The 19,401-nt window shown below is 49.4% G+C and carries 16 protein-coding genes and 3 pseudogenes; 13 read left to right on the forward strand and 6 right to left on the reverse strand.

Translation table 11 applies throughout. The features are described 5' to 3' along the window. Positions 1–109: 109 nt before the first annotated feature. Entirely contained in the window at positions 110–325 is a 216-nt protein-coding gene (locus tag ACA051_RS05950) for a hypothetical protein (protein ID WP_497373902.1), read from the reverse strand. Between the two features lie 418 nt (positions 326–743). On the opposite strand from ACA051_RS05950, the gene ACA051_RS05955 reads away from it, so the two are divergent. Further along, a complete protein-coding gene (locus ACA051_RS05955; protein ID WP_497373904.1) occupies positions 744–1,241 on the forward strand; it encodes a hypothetical protein in 498 nt (165 codons plus the stop codon). A gap of 124 nt (positions 1,242–1,365) precedes the next feature. Here the strand turns inward: ACA051_RS05955 and ACA051_RS05960 are convergent, their stop codons facing one another. Then, positions 1,366–1,842, reverse strand: a complete 477-nt coding sequence (locus ACA051_RS05960) for a hypothetical protein (RefSeq protein ID WP_497373906.1) — start codon at positions 1,840–1,842, stop codon at positions 1,366–1,368. 436 nt (positions 1,843–2,278) lie between these two features. Here ACA051_RS05960 and ACA051_RS05965 point away from each other — a divergent pair. From ACA051_RS05965 to ACA051_RS05985, 5 genes and pseudogenes are all read left to right on the forward strand, one after another. Further along, positions 2,279–2,617, forward strand: a pseudogene (locus ACA051_RS05965) (LexA family protein); the annotation flags it as partial. A gap of 10 nt (positions 2,618–2,627) precedes the next feature. Then, positions 2,628–2,744, forward strand: a pseudogene (locus ACA051_RS05970) (DUF4113 domain-containing protein); the annotation flags it as partial. A gap of 200 nt (positions 2,745–2,944) precedes the next feature. Continuing rightward, positions 2,945–4,381, forward strand: a complete 1,437-nt coding sequence (locus ACA051_RS05975) for an ABC-three component system protein (RefSeq protein WP_497373908.1) — start codon at positions 2,945–2,947, stop codon at positions 4,379–4,381. Continuing rightward, positions 4,371–5,063, forward strand: a complete 693-nt coding sequence (locus tag ACA051_RS05980; RefSeq protein WP_497373910.1) for an ABC-three component system middle component 1 — start codon at positions 4,371–4,373, stop codon at positions 5,061–5,063. The genes ACA051_RS05975 and ACA051_RS05980 overlap by 11 nt, the downstream gene beginning before the upstream one ends. After that, entirely contained in the window at positions 5,063–7,450 is a 2,388-nt protein-coding gene (locus ACA051_RS05985; protein WP_497373912.1) for an AAA family ATPase, read from the forward strand. Before ACA051_RS05980 ends, ACA051_RS05985 begins: the two co-directional genes overlap by 1 nt. A gap of 123 nt (positions 7,451–7,573) precedes the next feature. Here ACA051_RS05985 and ACA051_RS05990 read toward each other — a convergent pair whose 3' ends face one another. After that, positions 7,574–8,290 (reverse strand): DUF4365 domain-containing protein, encoded by a 717-nt coding sequence (locus tag ACA051_RS05990; RefSeq protein WP_497373914.1) that lies wholly within the window; start codon positions 8,288–8,290, stop codon positions 7,574–7,576. A 224-nt stretch (positions 8,291–8,514) separates the two neighbouring features. Between ACA051_RS05990 and ACA051_RS05995 the strand changes: the two genes are divergently transcribed. The 4 genes from ACA051_RS05995 (at position 8,515) to ACA051_RS06010 (ending at position 12,272) form a co-directional block, all read left to right on the forward strand. Beyond that, complete coding sequence (locus ACA051_RS05995; protein ID WP_497373916.1) at positions 8,515–8,880, forward strand: histone-like nucleoid-structuring protein, MvaT/MvaU family; 366 nt, start codon at positions 8,515–8,517, stop codon at positions 8,878–8,880. A 338-nt stretch (positions 8,881–9,218) separates the two neighbouring features. Next, on the forward strand, positions 9,219–10,019 hold the full coding sequence (locus tag ACA051_RS06000) for a hypothetical protein (RefSeq protein WP_497373918.1): 801 nt from the start codon (positions 9,219–9,221) through the stop codon (positions 10,017–10,019). A gap of 40 nt (positions 10,020–10,059) precedes the next feature. Next, the gene (locus ACA051_RS06005; protein WP_497373920.1) at positions 10,060–10,860 is read left to right on the forward strand and encodes a hypothetical protein; all 801 of its coding nucleotides are present in this window, start codon (positions 10,060–10,062) and stop codon (positions 10,858–10,860) included. Positions 10,861–11,055: 195 nt separating this feature from the next. Then, positions 11,056–12,272 (forward strand): IS3 family transposase gene (locus tag ACA051_RS06010; RefSeq protein WP_497372983.1). Its coding sequence is split into 2 segments (ribosomal slippage): positions 11,056–11,401 and positions 11,401–12,272, totalling 1,218 coding nucleotides; the frame shifts between segments, so codons are not numbered across the junction. A gap of 180 nt (positions 12,273–12,452) precedes the next feature. On the opposite strand, the gene ACA051_RS06015 is transcribed toward ACA051_RS06010, so the two are convergent. The 3 genes from ACA051_RS06015 to ACA051_RS06025 are packed head-to-tail and all read right to left on the reverse strand — an operon-like array spanning position 12,453 to position 17,125. After that, a complete protein-coding gene (locus tag ACA051_RS06015) occupies positions 12,453–13,577 on the reverse strand; it encodes a type VI immunity family protein (protein ID WP_497373922.1) in 1,125 nt (374 codons plus the stop codon). An 11-nt stretch (positions 13,578–13,588) separates the two neighbouring features. Continuing rightward, a complete protein-coding gene (locus tag ACA051_RS06020; RefSeq protein ID WP_497373924.1) occupies positions 13,589–14,878 on the reverse strand; it encodes a VRR-NUC domain-containing protein in 1,290 nt (429 codons plus the stop codon). A 3-nt stretch (positions 14,879–14,881) separates the two neighbouring features. Next, entirely contained in the window at positions 14,882–17,125 is a 2,244-nt protein-coding gene (locus ACA051_RS06025; RefSeq protein ID WP_497373925.1) for a type VI secretion system Vgr family protein, read from the reverse strand. A gap of 152 nt (positions 17,126–17,277) precedes the next feature. Between ACA051_RS06025 and ACA051_RS06030 the strand changes: the two are divergent. The 3 genes and pseudogenes from ACA051_RS06030 to ACA051_RS06040 form a co-directional block, all read left to right on the forward strand. Beyond that, positions 17,278–17,414, forward strand: a pseudogene (locus tag ACA051_RS06030) (DNA polymerase V subunit UmuC); the annotation flags it as partial. Positions 17,415–17,508: 94 nt separating this feature from the next. Then, positions 17,509–18,906, forward strand: coding sequence for an S-type pyocin domain-containing protein (locus ACA051_RS06035; RefSeq protein ID WP_497373926.1), 1,398 nt, complete (start codon positions 17,509–17,511; stop codon positions 18,904–18,906). Next, complete coding sequence (locus ACA051_RS06040) at positions 18,903–19,355, forward strand: DUF6392 family protein (RefSeq protein WP_497373927.1); 453 nt, start codon at positions 18,903–18,905, stop codon at positions 19,353–19,355. Before ACA051_RS06035 ends, ACA051_RS06040 begins: the two co-directional genes overlap by 4 nt. Positions 19,356–19,401 lie beyond the last annotated feature (46 nt).

Consider the following 19,401-nt stretch of genomic DNA (forward strand, 5'->3'; position numbering starts at 1 on the left):
TATTCAGTCAAGGAGCTCCGAAACCGCAATTCGGAGCCCTTCATTTGGTTGGTTCTCTTTTGTGATACCCCTCAGCAACTGGCTGTTGCCGCGAGACTAGAGATCGGGCTCAGTAGCCGAACTCGTTCAACAATTTCTGCAAAAACTCGCGCCGCCTTTGCACGATGCACAGGATCAAATAGTCCCGGTCAGTGTCTCTCGTCGACAGGTGTCCAGCGTCCAAAAGGCCGTGAATGTAGCCCTCAGCTTTGCCCCTTGCTTCGAGCAATGCCTCGATGGATGTGCTTTTGTAGATGTCGCCAGCGATGAGCTGCCACCGCTTCATTTGACGCTGTCCAACAGCGTCGTCCGAAAATTTTGGTGCGTTGATCAGTGCGTGGAAGTCGTTGGGTAGCCTAGCTGTGCTCAAGGTGGGTTCTCAGAACAGTGATGTCTGAGCCGAGGCTAATCATGCGCACACTCAATCGCCTGTCACTACCTGGGGCATTGGTGAACCACCTACCTGATTGGACTATTCCCCCGGTACGGCAAGCCGCTTGCGCGAAGAAGCGATTGCCTTTCTGCCGGGAAATTGCACGGGATCGCACGCCAGCTTAAATCCATTCTGACCAGCTTTTGACGCTGAATCTAGATGAGCGACCGGCAGAGATCGACCCATAGCTGACACTCACCGTAGGCAGCTATTGACGAAGCCGGCCCCCTGGCTTAACCATTAGTCCCTGTTCGAACGCAGACAACCAAAAATGACTGAACACTCGCTGCACTCTTCATACCGAGAAAAGCTAATCGAGCATTTGCTCATCGGTGAGTTACTGAAATTCTCATGGAAAGCCAAAGATTTTAGTCTTGAAATATCTAAACCCGAAGTCGACAGATCTGGCTACGATATCATTGCCGAAGCAAATGGCATTCTTAGACACATTCAACTTAAAGCCACATTTATAGGGTCGACTACGGCAACACATAAAATCCATATTTCGCTGGCAAAGAAACCGTCTGGCTGCGTAGTTTTAGTTTACTTCAATAATGAAACGCTTGATCTCGGGCCATATTATTATTTTGGCGCTAGCCCTGGCCAGCCATTAGATAGTCTAGAAAATCTAAAAACCGCTAAGCACACAAAAGGTGATGCTACCGGCTTAAAATCAGAAAGGCCGAATATCCGCATATTGAACAAAGGTAGTTTTGTTGAGTTGAAAACCATACATGAGTTATACAGCCAGCTATTCGGCAGTGCCTGATAGTGGTTAAAGCCATTCGCTCCCTTGGCGACCCGCCGCACACGACCCTTTGCAGGCATTCATAACGTTTGTGCAAGGCGCGAGCACGCCCCCAGTGAGTCAAGCGAACGACTTGAATGCAGTTTTATATGGCCTGGCGCAATAGCTCAATATCTTTTAAGTGTTTGCTGCACTGAGCTGTTGCGATGGTGTGCTCTTTAAGTACGATAAGTTTAGCGATGGATGGGATGCGAACTGGCTTGTTAAATAGATTTCCCTCAATGGAATCACTGATGGTCTCATCGAAAGTGGGCCCGCCCTTGGGTGGGGTCAAGATATCTGCGTAGTGATGGTGTTTTAACTGAACTTGAACGCTTTCTTTAAAAAATGAATCGGGTTCGATTCCCATGATATTTAAGCCAGAGAGAGCTTGAAAAACCCGCTTTGAGTTCTCCGGGGAGGGGTTAATGAGAATATCCATATCGTCTGCCTTTCGCTCAGGGCAGTACCAAGCCACAGCTAAGCCGCCAACAACTGCAAACTCAACGTTATTGGCTACGAGTGCTTCCACAATCTCTTCATTGGCTCCAGAGCAAATTAGATTGTTGCCGATTCTGTTCATATGGGTTCCATATATTCTCTCGCCTAAACTGTGACGAGGCCGGGCATCGTTGCAGTCTGGTGACGACCGTTGGGAGGAAAGCCGAATCTGCTCAGGTAGCAGACCAAGCAAAGCTACTCCTCTGCCATCGCTCCGTCCACTGACTACTTTTGGCCGATTTCTGCCTGTCGCATGCCTTGTTCCTTGCCCAATTTGGTTTAGGGACAAACCAACGCGATTGGTGTGTTGAATGCAAACTGGTTGGCAGTGGAATGCAGTTCGCAACCTCGTGCGGCACATCGAAACTTGGTCAGCTTTCAGCTTCCATGACTCCTGGCCAACCTCCAAACGTCCTCTAAGAAAACCCATTGGTCGCAATTTTTCCAGGCTGAGATTGACCGCAAGCACGCTTCGACGTTAACTGTATGTATATACAGTTTTGATTGAGGCACGCTTCATGAGCGTCACCATCCTCGGCCCACTTGCTGCAGGGGGAGTCCAGCTCCCGTTTTACTCGTTCAAAGTCCCTGCGGGATTCCCATCGCCTGCTGCGGATCATCTTGAGCAGCACATTTCCATCGACGAACTTCTGGATATCCGAGCACCGCATTTTTACCTGGTGCGCATCGAAGGCCACAGCATGGAAGGCGCCGGGATCTTCGATGGCGATATGGCTGTGGTTGATCGCTCGATCACCGCTGAACACGGCCACATAGTGATTGCGGCAGTGAACTGCGAGCCGGTGTGCAAGCGCCTGTGCAAGCGAGGCTCCGACATCATCCTAATGTCCGAGAATGCAGGTTAGTGGAACACTGCACTTGGCGAGTGTGCCAACCAATCCCGATTGGGGAATGCCCCGGGAGATGATGAGCCAGAGCTTCACTACGCGGATAGATCAACTTTGGACTGTGTACTGTCTTTAGCGCAGCTGCGAGGCTGGTGCCGTGACATTTTTAACCTCGACAGTCAGGGATAGACGTTTGTCGTAACCCTTCAGTAATGGCATTGTGCAATTCTTTGATGCGTGGCATCTTGAGTTGGCTTCTTAGCAGTTTGCCCGACTCTATTTCGCTGTCGGTGTGGAAACAGAAAGCCAGGAATACCCTAATAAAGGACTGCATTAATGATTCACGACGCAACCCCCTCTTGGAGTGGATATAATTATCAGGGGAAAGTGGCTATTCATTATGTGCTCTGTCACATAGCCGATAAGCTTGGGGTAAATCCAGCGCATACATTTCAGGGTGACTCCATTGTTTTGGAAAATAATGAAGACTTTGAACTGTTTGTTAATAACGCTTTAGTGTCGTTTCATCAAGTTAAAGCCTATGCCGAGCAAAGCTTTAGTTCTTATGATGATGCGTTGTTTGGGTTGGTGTTGAACCTATATGGTCAGCCTGGGCCTGTCGGTTATATCCATACTTGGAAGTCGATCAGTCTTCCCGCAGGCCAGACTTTGCAGCAAGCCATAACCACATTTGTCCAAGCGTTGACAAATGAACACGCGGCGAGCGCAACGACCAGCACCATATTCAAATCGGTCACACCCAACGAAACGCGGAACAAGACTGCTAGGATTATCCAACAGGCATTCGGGGCACTAACAGTAAATCAAGTTTATGCCAAGCTTCAGGCAATTATCGCAGATCCATCTTTGGCGATATCCAGGGTGCAAAGCTATTTGTATGGTGGGCGAGCATGCTGCGGTATCGATGATATTAATGAGCTAATAAAAACCAAGCTGAGCGAGATACTAATAGTAAGAGCAGGTATTAATACTGCTAAGCAAATTGAAAGCGTTTTTCATCATCTATTGGAAACGCTCGACAGCTACGTAACACAGCGCCACTTGAATAAGAGAAAAACAGAGCTACTTCATATTGATGTTCCCGATATTCTCGCGATTCTAGATGCGGATTTTGATGATGTGAGCAGCGAGTATATGGCAATTAAATTCAAAGAGCGATTTTTTTGCCTCTTTGATGAATTTATGAATAATCCTGATTACTACACTTCGCCCGAAGGGTTGGAGGACTTCGTGTGCAATTTGTCTCAGATACGCTATTCACTGCTTAAGGCCACGCCTGATAAGCTTATGGCCTATTATAAGAATTTTTCACCGGCAATAAGGTTTGATGGGTTGTCTAATATAGATCAAGCATTTTTGGTCAATGAGAACGGCATCACGGATGTGTTGCTAAAAATATTTAATTCTCTGGACTTTGGATGCTGTGAGAATGATGCCGGTCAACATAAGCTGGTGTATCGCTCACAATCTCACCCTGAAAACTATTATCTGCCGACAACCATAAATGACAAGTCCCCGACAAAAATCGCAAAAGCACTGATAGCGAATACCCGAATAGTTGTAGACCTATATGAGGTCAATCACCTGATCTATGATGGGCCTCAAGTCATGTCGTTGTATGAGCAAGCTGCAAGACACACCACTCCTCCCCAATTAATCGGTGTTGAGGAGCGTGAGCCTCGGGATGAGTATTTTGGTAAGCTTCGGTTGATACCCATTCAGCAAGCCATGGATGAATTAAATGCTGATTAATTTGATTGATAAAGTATTTTTAAATAATGGCTATGAGTCAGTAGAGTTTGAGCTTGAATATGAGGAGTTCGTGGCTAGGCTTTTCAAACCAAAGGATACTGAAAATAAGGCAGAGTTTTACCTGGTTATCGAGGGCCAGAATGCGACTCACCAGCAAGCCGATCTGATATTGTCTGTTTGGGCGGATGATCTATATTCGAAAATTCGTCAAGACCCAATTGTTGACAGGGTGTTTGCTAAGAATTGCACGATGATTATTTGTTGGCCCGACCTTGCAATCACGAACAAACAGGTTTTTCAAATAGAGGAAGATCGGTACAACTTCAAAAAAAATGTGATTTCATACAGCGCTGCAGAGTTGATGGATTTAGAAGCAAAAGATATTGATTTCACTATTATTAAGATTAACGAACTCATTGGAGAGGGAGACGGACGTTTCTTTCAAAAATTTAAAGAGAAGTCTGCTACACTGAAAAATTATTACTCGCTGCTATTAAAAATAATTATAAAAATACCGTTTGTAATTTATGTGCATGATCCGAAGCGTTTATTTGATCTTGATGCATCTTTAGTCTCTGGGCTTACTGTTGATGAGCGGACGTTGTATAAGTTTGCGTTAGGTGTTGATGATAATATCGTCGATGATGAGTTGATGATGCAGTTCCTAGGGAGAGTGAGCTGATGCTTAAACTCATGAGTGTGGAATTCACCAACTTCAAAGTTTTCGGTGGAGAAGCATATAAGGTGAGCTTCAATGGAAGCGACCTAATGCTCCTTGATGGGCCTAATGGTTACGGGAAAACTTCGGTCTTTGATGCCATTGAATTGGCGCTAACTGGGGCAATCAATCGCTTCATAAGCACGGACGGACGGCAGACTCCTGAAGACGTAGTCGTTGCCCACAACCCTCGATCAGACGTCTTGATTGATATTAAGCTTTCCCGCTCTTGGGGGGAGGCGTTGTCACTAAGACGAAAGCTTAAGTCACCGATTCCTACAGGAGCGCAAAGAATATCCCGCTTCCCTGAGCTTTGGGATGTTTTCATTGAAAGCGCTGACGGTTGGACGCCGATAAAGCAGGTAGAAGTAGAAAATCTTCTTGGAAATAGTGATTTCACAAGAGATTTTCATCTATTTCACTATATTCAACAGGAGGAGGCAGCCTCCTTTTTAAAAACGAATAGTGAAACTGGTCGAGCATTGCAAATTTCCAAACTTTTTGGTGATACTGCTGCAGCCGAGGCTAAGTATGCTCGCTTAAAAAGCATCGAGAAGAAACTCGGTTCTCAGCGTGCGATGCAGAGCGAAAAAGCCGAGCTGTTGAAAAAAAGCCACAACATTGACAGTGCCAGTCACGCGGCAAAATTTGGCGATGTAGAACACCGTTATTTGTTTCCTTGGCTGATTGAATTATCGAAATCCCCTGAGTGGGATTTGGAAGAGTTTGAGGCCTTCAATCAAACGAAACTTTCATCTTTTTCCGCTGAGTTAAATGTCCTGCAGGAATTTATACATTACAAAGACATCTATCTCATCACTCTCCCCTATTTTAGAGCATTGCGATCACCTGAACTTCTTACAGATTATCTTGGTTTTTATAATTCTTTAGATTACATAAAGGAGTTCGATGAGAGGAAGTCGAAAGATCAAATACTTGAGAGGTCTCACAGCTCCCTGGTACAAGGAGATATCCCGACCAATTTTTCTCACGTTTTTGATCTACTTGGACGCAAAGACTATGATGAGTTTGAGATCGCTCAGGCGGCAGTTAAGGAACTTCGCAGGACGAGCTCCGGTCTTAAAACAGTATTCGGTAAAATTGTAGCCCAGCACGCCGAACTATCGCGCTCCCTTAGTCAGCTGCCAGAAGAATCGAAATGTCTCTTCTGTGGCAAGCCTCATGATGATCATACAGATCTGGAAGCTGCTGCGGCTAACCGCGTTAATGATTTCTCGGTACTGTTATCAGGACAGGATCTTGCGGTTCTTGCATTAGAGAATGATATAAATAAGCGATTCATCGATCCGATCATTGAACAAATTTCAGAGTTTCGTGCTAATAATCCAGCTCTGCGTGATGAAGTATTGGAATCACTGGAAAAGGCGGTTCTGGTTAAAGAACGGTTGCACAAACTGAATTCATGGCTTAGTAGTTGCCCGTTCAGCGTCAGCGATTTGATGCTTCCAAAGTTAACTAACAACTTAGACAGTGATCATCTCTCTCGAAACCTAGATGAGATGATGAATCGCGTCCGCACCAATACCCCGCAGACATCTATCGAGTACCAGATTGCAGACGACGGTAATGCTTTTGATCGTATGTTCAAAGACTACTTTAATAATATAAATAATAATTTGGCTTCTGTGACGGAAGAACACGTTGCTCAAAAGAAGAGATACTTGGAGTCTTGTTATCATTCGTCATTTCAGCTTGTGCTCAAAGATATCGCTACCCACTTAGAGAATGCTGAAAAACTTCTACGGCTTGAGCAGGATCTGGCTAATGTATCTATAAAGGTTCTTAAACAAATTCGTAGATATAAAAAGAAGTTGATCGGAGATATTGAAATTCCGTTTTATATCTATTCCGGAAAAATCTTGCAATCCCATCAGTCTGGTATCGGGCAGGGAGTGTTTCTCAAAGACCCTACAGGTGGAGACGAACTTAAGAACGTACGATTGGTGTCAAATTATCAGCGTGATCACGACGTCCTTAATACGATGAGTTCAGGGCAGATCTCTGCAGTGGTAATTGCCTTAGCGCTAGCTTTAAATAAGATATATGCAAAAGGCTTTTCCCCAGTGTTGATTGATGATCCGGTACAAACCATGGATGACATCAATATGTCTTCCTTGGTGGAGTTGTTACGTAACGAGTTCCCAAACAGGCAAGTTGTGCTTTCGACGCATGAGGATAAAGTTGCTAAGTATTTTGTATATAAATACCTTAAGTATGGGCGCTCTGTGCGACAACTTAATCTTATGACTGGTGAAGAGTACGATTCTGTAGATAATTATCAATACGCACCTTTAGTGGTGGAGCGTGAAGCTGATTTAGGTCGTGACTGATATACGGAATTGGCAGTTCATATTTAATGATGAATCTATATCTGAGTGATGTCGTGACGCCCATGGAAGTGGTATTTCAGCGAAATACCACTCTCAGAACTTACTTTTTCTGAGAAAAGAAGGTCAGCCCCCGTTCGCCATCGATACGAAATCATGGTTTGCATTATTCTGTGTAATGCGGACATTGTGCTTGATTGACCTAAGAGCACCATACCCTACGGCACTCAATCTCCAAGGGAAATGGAGGACGATTGGCTCGATTTTGCTGATGATTTGTTCCAACTCCTTGCAGTAGGCAAGAGTTTCATCAATACCTTCATAATCATAGTGGTGAATCTCTTGCTGAATGCGCTGGGACTTCTCCATTAATTCCGCCATGAGCGGCTCAAGCGACTTCGCATCCTCAGGTAGCACCAGGCGTTCGAGTTGTATTTTGCTGGCATGTGTGAGCTCGTCCTTCGTCAAATCGAAGGTCACCTTCTTGGATTCACCTGTTGTGGCATAGGCCTCTGTGGCAGTAATCTGTTTCCAGTAGACCTTTTCAGTGGAAAGATCGACGGCGCAGACAATTACTGGCAAGCAAAAGCGCTTCCAGTATTGGATGTGACGTTCATCCACATAGACAGAGAAAAGTGTCCCCCTCATAGTGTCAAAGCTTTTGACCTGAATTTTTATGATGTCCCCATCGGATTTTCCCGCTGCGTTCATCACCTCGGTTTCACCGTCAACGCCGATGTCCACGCCGTAGAGCCGGCATGGCCAACCAAAAAGCTTCGTGAAGGTGTACGCCATCAGATATTCGCCAGCGTCGCCATGCATGCTGCGTTTTGGGTATTCCATTTCCTAGTCCCTTAGACATTGACCTGTTCAAGTGCGGAAATTTTCGCATTTTCCTAAGCAAGTCGACACCACCTTTGTACTTTTAACCATGAGGGTGAACGCTGGACGGTACGCTTTTTAAGTACCACTAGACTGCGATTTTGTGTCTAATCACAAATATAATGACTTCATTAAAATCGCAGTTTTGGTGTAACGTTAGAGAACTTATTAAGCCGAGACCTCCCATGTCCAAACTCGCAGAATTCCGCCAGCTCGAAAAACACCTTGCCGAACAACTCCAAGCCCTGGAAGCGCTGAAGAGTGATGCTGGCCTCCAGCAGGAAATCGATTTCGAAACGAAGCTGCGCGGATTGCTTGCCGAATACGGTTACAGCCTGCCGAAAGTGATTGCTCTGCTTGATCCTCAAGCTGGTCGTCGCGCTCCAGTCGTCGAGTCTAAAATCGGCAGTCGCAAGCCACGCCAAGTGAAGATCTACAAAAACCCGCACACTGGCGAAGTCGTTGAAACCAAAGGCGGCAATCACAAAACTCTGAAGGAATGGAAAGCGAAATACGGTTCAGACACCGTTGAGTCCTGGCTGACCAAGTGAGTTTTGTTTGAGTACAAAAAAAGGCCCGAGAAGGGCCTTTTTACTGATTAACGTACGTTGATTCTAGAGTTAGTTTGCCTGCTTATGTAGATGCTCCCAACAGTTCAATCTGTTCCAGTCAGCCTCTACGTGGGTCAAGGTTTCAGGTGGCTGGAAACGCTGTATGGGTAAGGGGTTTGAGGATGAGGACGCCTTTTGTTCAGGTAATCACGTCGATTTCAGCACCTTCAAAATGTCTGATGGCCGTAGTTGCACCATCTACCCCGGCTGTAACGAAAATAAGGAAACAACCCCATGACGCATAGAGAAAATCTGCACATGGCAAGAGGCGAAACCTTATGAAAAGTGCAGTACTGGGCCTGACTTTTACGGGTTGTATGACGCTTTTGGTTGGCTGTACGGCCACCGCGTTTGACAAGTCGAACACCTTCACCTTCACTGCGGATCTACCGAAAAATTTCGCCTACGTCGCGACGGTGAGTTACGTGCCCGCTAAAGGCCAAGCGTGCGACTTGGGTAAGCGCGACAATCTAGATTCGCAATTCAACCGTGAGTGGCGAAAGGAGTACAAGCCGGATTCGCAGATTGAAATACGGCGCTCCAGTAAAGGCTGTGAGTTGGTGATCGATCAGATAGACCTGGAAATCAACGCTACCTATGGTGATGATTTCGGAGACATGGGAAGAGACTGGGCGGGAGTTTCCGTGCGCGAGGATCTCTTGAACATGGACAAAGGAGTCTTCAACGCAGCTGGTGAGAGCGAGTTTTCCGGCCAATGCCAATGGATGTTCCGCACGGCGGGTGGTTTGCGTCGACTGACAAAAATTCTCGACTGTAAAACATACGATCTGGCTGGAAAGCCAATACCAGGTAAGCCCTCTGCCGCCTATACCCTGGATCAACTCCCTGGGAAAACCGTACGGTTGAAAATCAATCTCGCTGATGAAGAGCGACCTTACATGAAGGATACCTGGGTCAAAGTAAGCGATGGCTGGAAGCGCTGCATGGGCAAAGGATTCAAGGATCAGTACGCATTTTGCTATGGTAACAACAAGGACTTCAGCAGTTTTATTATGCCGGATGGCCGTAGTTGCACCATTTACCCTGGATGCACCGAAAACAAGGAAGTCACTCCATGACACATAGAAAAACTCTGCACATGATCAGAGAAGAAACCTTATGAAGAGTGCAGTTTTGGGTCTGACTTTTACGGGGGGCATGATGTTTTTGGTTGGCTGCACAGCTACGGAGTCTGACAAGTCGAACACCTTCACCTTTACTGCGGATCTACCGAAGAATTTCGCCTACGTCGCGACGGTGAGTTACGTGCCCGTTAAAGGCCAAACGTGCGACTTGGGTAAGCGCGACAATCTAGATTCGCAATTCAACCGTGAGTGGCGAAAGGAGTACAAGCCGGATTCGCAGATTGAAATACGGCGCTCCAGTAAAGGCTGTGAGTTGGTAATCAGTCAGATAGACCTTGAAATCAACGCTACCTATGGTGATGATTTCGGAGACATGGGAAGAGACTCGGCGGGAATTTCCGTGCGCGAGGATCTTTTGAACATGGACAAAGGAGTCTTCAACACATCAGGTGAGAGCGAGTTTTCTGGTCAATGCCAGTGGATGTTCCGCACGGCGGGTGGTTTGCGTCGACTCACAAAACTTCTCGACTGTAAAACATACGATCTGGTTGGAAAGCCAATACCAGGTAAGCCCTCTGCCGCGTTTACCCTGGATCAGCTGCCAGGTAAGACCGTACGGTTGAAAATCAATCTGGCTGATGAGGAGAAACCCGCCATCGGAGACACTTGGATCAAAGTGCCTAATGGCTGGAAACGCTGCATGGGTAAAGGATTTAAGGATCAGTACGCATTTTGCTATGGCAACGACAAGGACTTCAGCAGCTTCATTATGCCGGATGGGCAAAGCTGCACAATTTATCCTGGTTGCACTGAAAACAAGGAAGTCACTCCATGACAGTAAACTAGGTCGGTTTTGAGCGTGAGCATAGGTGTTGCCTCTGAATTTCTTACAAATGGAGTACAAGTCATCCCGAGGGTTAGACATCTGTTCTGCATGCATACAACCATGAGCTTGGGCAATGGACGAGCCCCCTGAAAGACAGGACACCGTTTCCCCCTTAAGATAAGGGATAGGCAAACGGTTATGTATATGACTAATAGTAGTGATAAGGGTGGGGAGTTGCTGGGCCAGGAACGGCGTCGCCGTTGGAGCCCAGAGCAAAAGCTGGCGATGGTTCGCGAGAGTCTGCAACCAGGACAAAGTGTTTCGGTCGTGGCCCGGCGCCATGGCGTGAATGCCAACCAGCTCTTTCAATGGCGCAAGCTTTATCAGAATGGCAGCCTCTCGGCGGTCAGTGCCGGAGAGACCGTAGTGCCGGCATCTGAGTTGGCCGACGCACTCAAACAGATCCGTGAGTTACAACGGATGCTGGGCAAGAAAACCATGCAAGTCGAGATCCTTCAGGAAGCCGTGGAGATTGCTCGGTCGCGAAAATGGATTGCGCACTCACCCTTGTTGCCGGGGGACGACCTGTGAAGCTGATCAGTGAAAGTCTCGGTGTAGCGCGCTCGCAGTTAACAGCTCGACTCAATCCTAAAACGGTACCTGGCAGGCGTCGCTGCGTGCTGGACGATGCCGCGTTGGTCAAAGAGATTCAGTCTGAAGTCAGTGAGTTGCCCAGCTATGGCTACCGTCGTGTGTGGGGCTTGCTCCGTCGTCGGCGTGAACAACAGAGTCAGGCGCCGATCAACGTCAAACGGGTCTATCGCGTGATGCGCGATCATCAGTTACTGCTGGAACGACGGATTAAACAACCCGGCGTGGCACGCCGCCATGAAGGCAGGATCGCTGTTGCCTCCAGCGATACCCGCTGGTGCTCAGACGGGTTTGAGTTTCGCTGTGAAGACGGCGACAAGCTGAGCGTGACCTTTGCCCTGGACTGCTGCGACCGCGAAGCCATCGGCTGGGTGGCCAGCCCGACCGGGTACAGCGGCGACGATATCCGCGATCTGATGCTGGAAGCGGTGGAAACACGCTTCGGTGAAGAACCGCCTGCCACCCCGGTGCAATGGTTAAGCGATAACGGCTCGGCCTACATCGCTGAACAGACACGCCAGTTTGCCCGACAGATCGGCTTGCAGCCGGTGACGACACCAGTGCGCAGCCCGCAGAGCAACGGCATGGCCGAGAGCTTCGTCAAAACGATCAAGCGCGACTACGTCGCGCACATGCCCAAACCTGACCGGGAAACGGCACTACGCAACCTGACGATTGCCTTTGAGCATTACAACGAGGAGCATCCGCACAGCGCGCTGAAATACCGTTCACCACGGGAATTTAGGCGCTTGGCAGCGGCATCAATTTAACGGGGTATAGGTGTCCGGTTTGATAGGGGCCAGTCCAGGCAACCGCGTCGCCCCGATCAACCTCTTGCTGCTTTGATTCGCATGTATTTCAACCTACGAGGTCGTTAGAAATTCGCTAGCGGGTATGGCGACGCGTTGCCAGCCTTCGGAAATGACTTCTGACCGGCAACCACCATTGCGTTACTTCTCACCCGACCAATACCAAAGCGTATCGCCCCAGCTTGAGCCGCTGAAACTCGGCAGGATTTCTCCCTGATTGAAATAACGTCGGGAGTCGGATTGGGCTGGACTGAACCAGTAACCTGCCACGCTGCACGGTTGACCGGCTTCAAGGCGTGCAGGAGTTTTTGATTGACTATCTTCTTGGTCGAAGCGAGCGTACCAGCGGGCTGTGCTGTCTTCTTCGAAGCAGTTTCCATAAGGAGAATAGGTGTGCAGTTGATCGGGATTAGGGATGCGCAACGATTTTACGACTCGATTGACCGCCACATAGGCAGAGGGAAGCTGTTCATTTTCTGCACCCAACTGGGGGAGGTCACCCGCACGGATGATCAGTCCGTTCTCGTAACTCAAAACTTCTACATCGCCACGCCCACCAAAAGCATGACGTAGTCGGTCTTCGCCCCCGATCCGCTCCACAAATTGCTTTCCAAGAACGGTGTACCAGTTCACGCCCTTAATGTGATCAAGCAGTTCTCGCTTAAAGTTGTGCACCATAGAGTCCACTTCAAGTCCGGAGAACCGCTGAGCAAGCTGAAATTCCATAGGCATGTAGCTATCGAAGTCATAGGGTAGAATGCTGGAAAGGCCGCCATAACCATGTTCGGCCCTAACCTGGTTAGAGAGGTAAACCAGCCAGTTCTGATATCGAGCAGCGCCATCAGCTTCCTGCAAAAAAGCCCAAGGCAAAGTGATCTTCAGATAAGAGCGTTTCTGGTCGCCATGGACTTCGAAGGAGTTCAATGCTGAAAGGCTGTATTCAGCGGCTTCATTTGCGGTCGGAGCACTGGTAATGTGCCATTCATATTGTTCGTTCGAGTCAGTTTCAAGAATCTTCAGAGTCGTTTTTTTGAAACTATCGTCGGTCAGTTTTTTATAGCGACCATCAAATTGCCCTTTTAGATGTTGACCAAATTCTTTCTTGAACCGGTCGAAGCACTCCATGACTTTTTTCTTGTTTTCAAGCAAGTAACCTTCTTTGAAATACACCGTAGCGATCAGCCCCAACCTGACCACTGGCGTGTTATCCGGCAACTCAAAGACTAAATCTGGTGCTTGCTTAGTCAATTTTTCCAATGCATTCATAGTCATCTCTTCTATCCGGCAACAGCTGCTGCATTAATCGCTAAACCACTCAAAATGCTGGCTAACAAGAGCCACGAAGCCTGAGCCAAGCGCACAATAACCAGCAGACTGGTAAGGAGGGCTGCTGGAATACCCATTGCTACAAAGACTGCTCCGATGGCAAACACGATTACTACTTCTACAGCTAAAATCCCCAAATCGATCAAAATTTGCACCCAATCGACTCGCCGAAGCATATCGAGGTTCATGTCTGTAAAGTGCTGGATTTCTTTCCAGGCGGCTCTCAATTGTTCATCTGTCCAACGAATAACCTGAGTCCCCGTTTCACTGACCCATTCCCAAGCTTTTTGTGATTCGCGTCGAACCCATTCACCTTTAACACCGATCCATGTTGCAGCGTCTTCGAGATGTTGTTGTACTTCCTGCGAGAGTTTCCGAATACCTTGGGCTCCTTGTTCTAGAAGGCCATCCACGGCCTCCTGAACCTGTTGAGTCCAGCTTTCAACATGGGCAGGCCGGGGCGTCGGTGTGGGGCCATACGCGGGTACTGGAACAGGGGCAGGCCTTGGCGTCTCTTCAGGGCTTCTGGGGGGTAATAACACCGGCCATTGTAGAGGGTTGAATTCTCCCGTTGGCTTGTGCTCTCTGTTGTACTGGCGATCTCGTTCACGATCACCATCATCGCGGCAGTCGCTGATTTCCAAAACAGAGAACCGGTTCGCCCCCCCTGCGATATCCAGATAGGCCTCCCTTTGAGCCATTCCAAGTACGTCCCCTGGAAATTTCACTTCCACTAAACGTTCTAGATTATTCGGGTGAGCAATACCCTGATGATCAGGGCCGGCCTGTCCCGGCCAGCGAATACTCCGATTTTTTACGATGATGACGTCCGGGCGTCGCAGTAAGCCTTTGACCGAACCTTTGGGGAACGGAAATAAGGTATGGCGCCGCAGTGGATCGGGTTTCTCATCTTCGCCGAACCACGAGGAGCTGAGAAATGGTTTGGGTGGAAGGGATGCCATGTCAAAGCATACTTCCGCTTTATAGTCCCAGAGAAAATCCCAGCGATACTCGTCTGCTCGGATCAACCCACTCATGACAAGTTGTTTGAGCTCCAGACCTGTGACACCACCGTCCTTAGCCTTCTTGATAGACAACTTCGGAAACCGCGAAGCGTAATTCGCTTTTTCCATCAAGTAAGGCTTGTTGTCCGGGTTGGGCAGTGGAGCCTGTTTGATCGTTCCTTCAATGCTGGTATTAGTGCAGCCCTGCGGCGTTTGAGGTGGTTGCATGACTGCCATGTATCAGCCCTCCGAGTTGGCATTTTTGAAGTCCAGGGTCATTTCCTTTGGAGCACTTTCACCCGCCCTGATCAATGGTTCTTCAGGCTCTGGCTTACGAACTGGCGTCAACAGCTCCACTTCTGTTGGGTCGGTGCTATGCGCCAGAAAGGTCTTTCCTTCTTCGTTGGTGTAACCAGCAATACGCGTGCCGTCGGCCAGCTTCAATGTGTAAGGGCTTCCTACTAACGGTTCGCCTGTTTTTTCGTCCTGAAGCAGATACCGTGCTTTGTGACTGCGTGGGGCATTTTCGAGCAATTTCCCGAACTTGTCCTTATCAGCCAGACCTGGCAAAACAGGCCCCAATATCTGAATGCCCGTACCAACACCGGGCGAACCACCCGAGTTGGTCTTGACCTGCGCGCCACTGATGGTCACGCCACCCGCATCAACCTTGACGAAACTCCCGCCAGCCTTGGCCGTCAGTTCCATCCCGCCTTCCACCACGATCTTGTCGCCGGCGTGGTAGTGAATCTCCGTCCCCGCTTCAACAAACTGCGCCGTGCCGACCTTCACATGCTGCGTCACCCCAACCGTCAGGTGATCATCGGCCCGCGCTTCGGTTTTGCGATCCTGATGGGTGATACGGTGTTCTTCGGCCTTGAGTTCGGTGAGGGTGTTGGCTTCGACGGTATCGTGGCGTTCGTTGCCGACGCGGATCTTCTGGTCGTGCTCGATGTTTTCATCCCAGTTGCGCTGGGCATGCAGGTAGATCTGTTCCGCACCTTTTTTGTCTTCGATACGAAACTCGTTGTACCCCTTACCGCCCGGTGAGCTTAGGGTTTTGAAGGTGCTGCGGGTTTTGTTGGCCGGCAGATCGTAGGGGACGACGTTTTCCTTGTGAAACAGGCAGCCGGTGATCAGAGGTTGGTCGGGATCACCTTCGAGGAAGGTGACGAGCACTTCCATGCCGACGCGTGGAATGGCGATGCCTCCGTACGTGCTGCCGGCCCAGCCGGTGGCGACGCGCAGCCAGCAGCTAGTGTTGTCGTCCGATTGGCCGTCACGATCCCAGAAAAACTGGACTTTGACCCGCCCGTACTGGTCGCAGTGGATTTCTTCGCCCGGCGGGCCGGTGACGATGGCGGTCTGGCTGCCCATTACCTTGGGTTTCGGGTGTTCGAGGGCAGGGCGGTAGTGCGCGTCCCACGGGGTGGCAAGGAAGCGGTTGCGGTAGCCCTGGTGGAAGTCGTCCTTGCTATCGGTGACGTCGCTGGTAGTGTTTTCGCCCAGCACTTGCGGTTGCTTGCCTTCGTGGATGACTTCCAGCAGCAGCCACAGGTCGTTCCATTCAGTGCGGGGGTGTTCGCTCAAGGCCAGGAAATGGCCGCTGACCAGGATCGGTTGATCGCTTTTGCCTTCAGCCAACTGGTAGTCGCTGCGATGACGTTCCAGAGCGCGGGTCGCCAGTTGCTTGCCGCGTTCGCGGTCGGTGAAACGGCTGGGGTAGTCGTAGTCTTCCAGGTCTGGCAGGAATGAACTTTTGGCCGCGCCTTCAGGCAGGATGCGCGGTTTTTCGAAGTCGTAGTCGCGGCGGCTGACGCGGCTGGTGCGGGTTTCCAGGCGTAGGTTGAAGCGTTTGATCACTGGCTTGTCGGCGGCCATGCCAGAGTCTTGCTGGTAGCTCACGGGCGACAGTTTGCGGAACACCGTTTGATCATCGCCGAACACCAGCTTGTGGCCGCTGGCGCTGTGCTGGAAGTGGAAGTGAATGCCTTCTTCTTCGCACAGGCGCTGGATGAAATGCAGGTCGGATTCGTCGTACTGCACGCAGTAATCGCGCTCGGGGTAGACCGCGCCGAGCTGAAAGCTGTAGGCGTCGCCCAGAATGCCGCGCGCTTCGAGTACCTGCGCGATAATCTTCGGCACCGTCAGATGCTGAAAGATCTGCTGGTCATAGTTGTGCCGCAGGTAGGCGAGTTGCGGGACTAGGCTAATGCTGTAGCGGGTCAGACTTTTGCCGGAATCGCCCTGCTCAATGCGATACACCACGCCATGGATGACGCCTTTGCCGGTGGCTCCGTAGGTCAGGCAACCCGGCTTGTACAAAAGCTCTTCAAGTTTCAGGTCGGGACGGGCACTGACCAGTTCGATGTCAAAGCAGAACGGCTGATTGAGGGCTTCGCGGCCAACAAAACTGAGTACCTGAAGGTCAACAGATATGCCCTCCAGCGTGAGGGAAATATGAGTTGCGTTTGCGTCCAGCATGCCTTGAATTCCATCCATTGAAACGATTCAGGAATCAAGGATGGTGCGGGATTCGCTTCATTCCCTCAATATAAAAATTGGTGCAGGAGTTGTCTCAGCAAAAAATCAGAATTTTCCTACAGTATCATGCGCATCGGATATTCGTACTATTGAAGCGTCTCACCGAGATGGCGCCGATCAAAGAAGTTGTGGCCACCTATATAATGCGAGCCAGGAGACGCTCCGGGCCCAGCAGTCGCTGTGCAAGAAAATTCGAGTGAGCCGGTGGGGCAGTTTCAATCAGCGCCAACAGTAAAGTGGTCAAGGGCTCCACGAACACCACCATTTAGTATCAAAAAGCGGCGCGTATCAGTGATCCGGTGTGGTATCCAAAATGCAGTTCAATGGGGTTTATCGCTGAGGGTAACCCGACAGTCATCGATGAGTTCGTAGCTATCGCTACTCATGGCCATGCTGTCCAGTGTGGTTGCCCCTTCGGTAGCAACCGTCTTATCTCCACCCAGACCAGCACAATGGCCGCTGAAGATGTGAGTGTCGCCATTGCTCCTGATTTTGCCGCCAAAGCCCAGGCCGCGACCCATATCTGGGCTCAAGCTATCAGCGATGGATCCTATAAAAGCGAATTCACGGCAGGCATTCCAACCAATAATCTAAGCGGTTACAAGCCGCCGAAACTCTGCGTTTTCGCGAAATCATGCACCGTTCCTGCAGGCTCGATAGAAGCAGGAAAGGGTAAAGAGCCGGCGGATAATTTTGGTAAAGTCGCGGTTCTCGGAGCTGTTGGAGCTCCCGCAAGTGTTGAGGCTGGTTCCGGTGGCATAACGTACCTTGGTCGAATCTCCGGGCAGCTTGGCACTGAGGGACTTGGTAGGTGGGCCCTGCGCAGCGCTTTGACAGCTGGTTCGGTCGCTAGCGGATTACTCCTAGCGTTCTGGCCTGCCGACGTAGCTGACGGCAGTCTTTACACCGAGGAGCAACTGAGGGCTATGAGTGAGGCGGCGACACGGGTTCGCTTCCAGTTCCGAAGGGACGAAAAGGGAGAGGCTCAGGTCTACGGAATACATACGGCCCAGGCTTCTGGGATGGCAAGTGTTCCGGTCGTGAATGCTAGCTGGAGCGCAGATAAGCTGCACATTGAAGCGCATGTTGGCGGCATCACTATAATCTGGACTCCAAATGATGGCCCTGTAATTACTGCTCCAACGCCGTATCCAGGTGTGTCAGACGAGCTTTCAAAAGTATTGGTACACCCAATAGCCGAGGATATTGATACCCAGATCGAGATTTATCCCGCCGAAAATGACATAACCTGGCAGGACTGCATCCTGGTATTTCCGCCAAAGTCAGGTATTCCACCTCTTTACATTGTTTTTGCGAAGCCGGCAGTAAAGCCTTTAGAGGTTGGGGTGTACAAGGATCTGAGCAACAGAAGTGTGAAGGATACGCTTGATATTGACCATATCACCTCTCAAGCGGCACTTAGAACATATATCGTTGATAACTTCGATAACGTGACGCCGGAGGAGATTAAATACCTACTATCTCAGGCGCCGAGTATCGCGATTCCGCAGTCGGTTCACAGAAAATATAGCGAGACTTATGCCGGGCGAAATGTAAAAGCCAAGCAAAGACTCGACGCCTCAAATCTAAAAGCAGCAGTTGATAGTAATTTTGACGCTATCAAGCGAGGATTGCTCGAAGAGGGTTACACAGAAGGTGATATTGAAAAGGCTCGCGAAGAATTGCATAATCTGCATAAAGAGCAGGGATGGTACAAATGACTACTAAAGTAGACAATTACGTAAAAAGAATTGGTAAGAGCTATTCCACATTGCTGGCGGAAGGTACTATTCCTAAAACGAGTCTTCAGTATTTATTTGACGGTGATAATGAGCCATATTTGGCTGTTGAAGACGGTTTGAGCTTGAGCTTTTCTGAAGAGAAGATACTTCAGCATGTCTATGTGACACTTCTTAAAACTGTTGAGGGCACCAAAGAATATAAGGGCCCCTTGCCTGAGCCCTTGGTCAAGCAGATCAACCAAAGCTGGGTGAGAGAAAAATTTGGTGCTCCAGTAGACTCAAAAGGGCCCGTGACGCTTCCAGTGCTCGGCAAGAAGGGTGGTTGGGATGCGTACACTCTAGATCCGAAGGTGTATGGATCAGTTCGGATGATCTTTCAATACACCGACTCGTTGGCTGTCAACGTAATTCACTTTAAGGGCCAATAAATAGTTATGGGGTAGGACTCAGCAGTTCTACCCTCTGGGCCCCTAT

It is taken from the genome of Pseudomonas sp. LBUM1669, assembly GCF_059695705.1.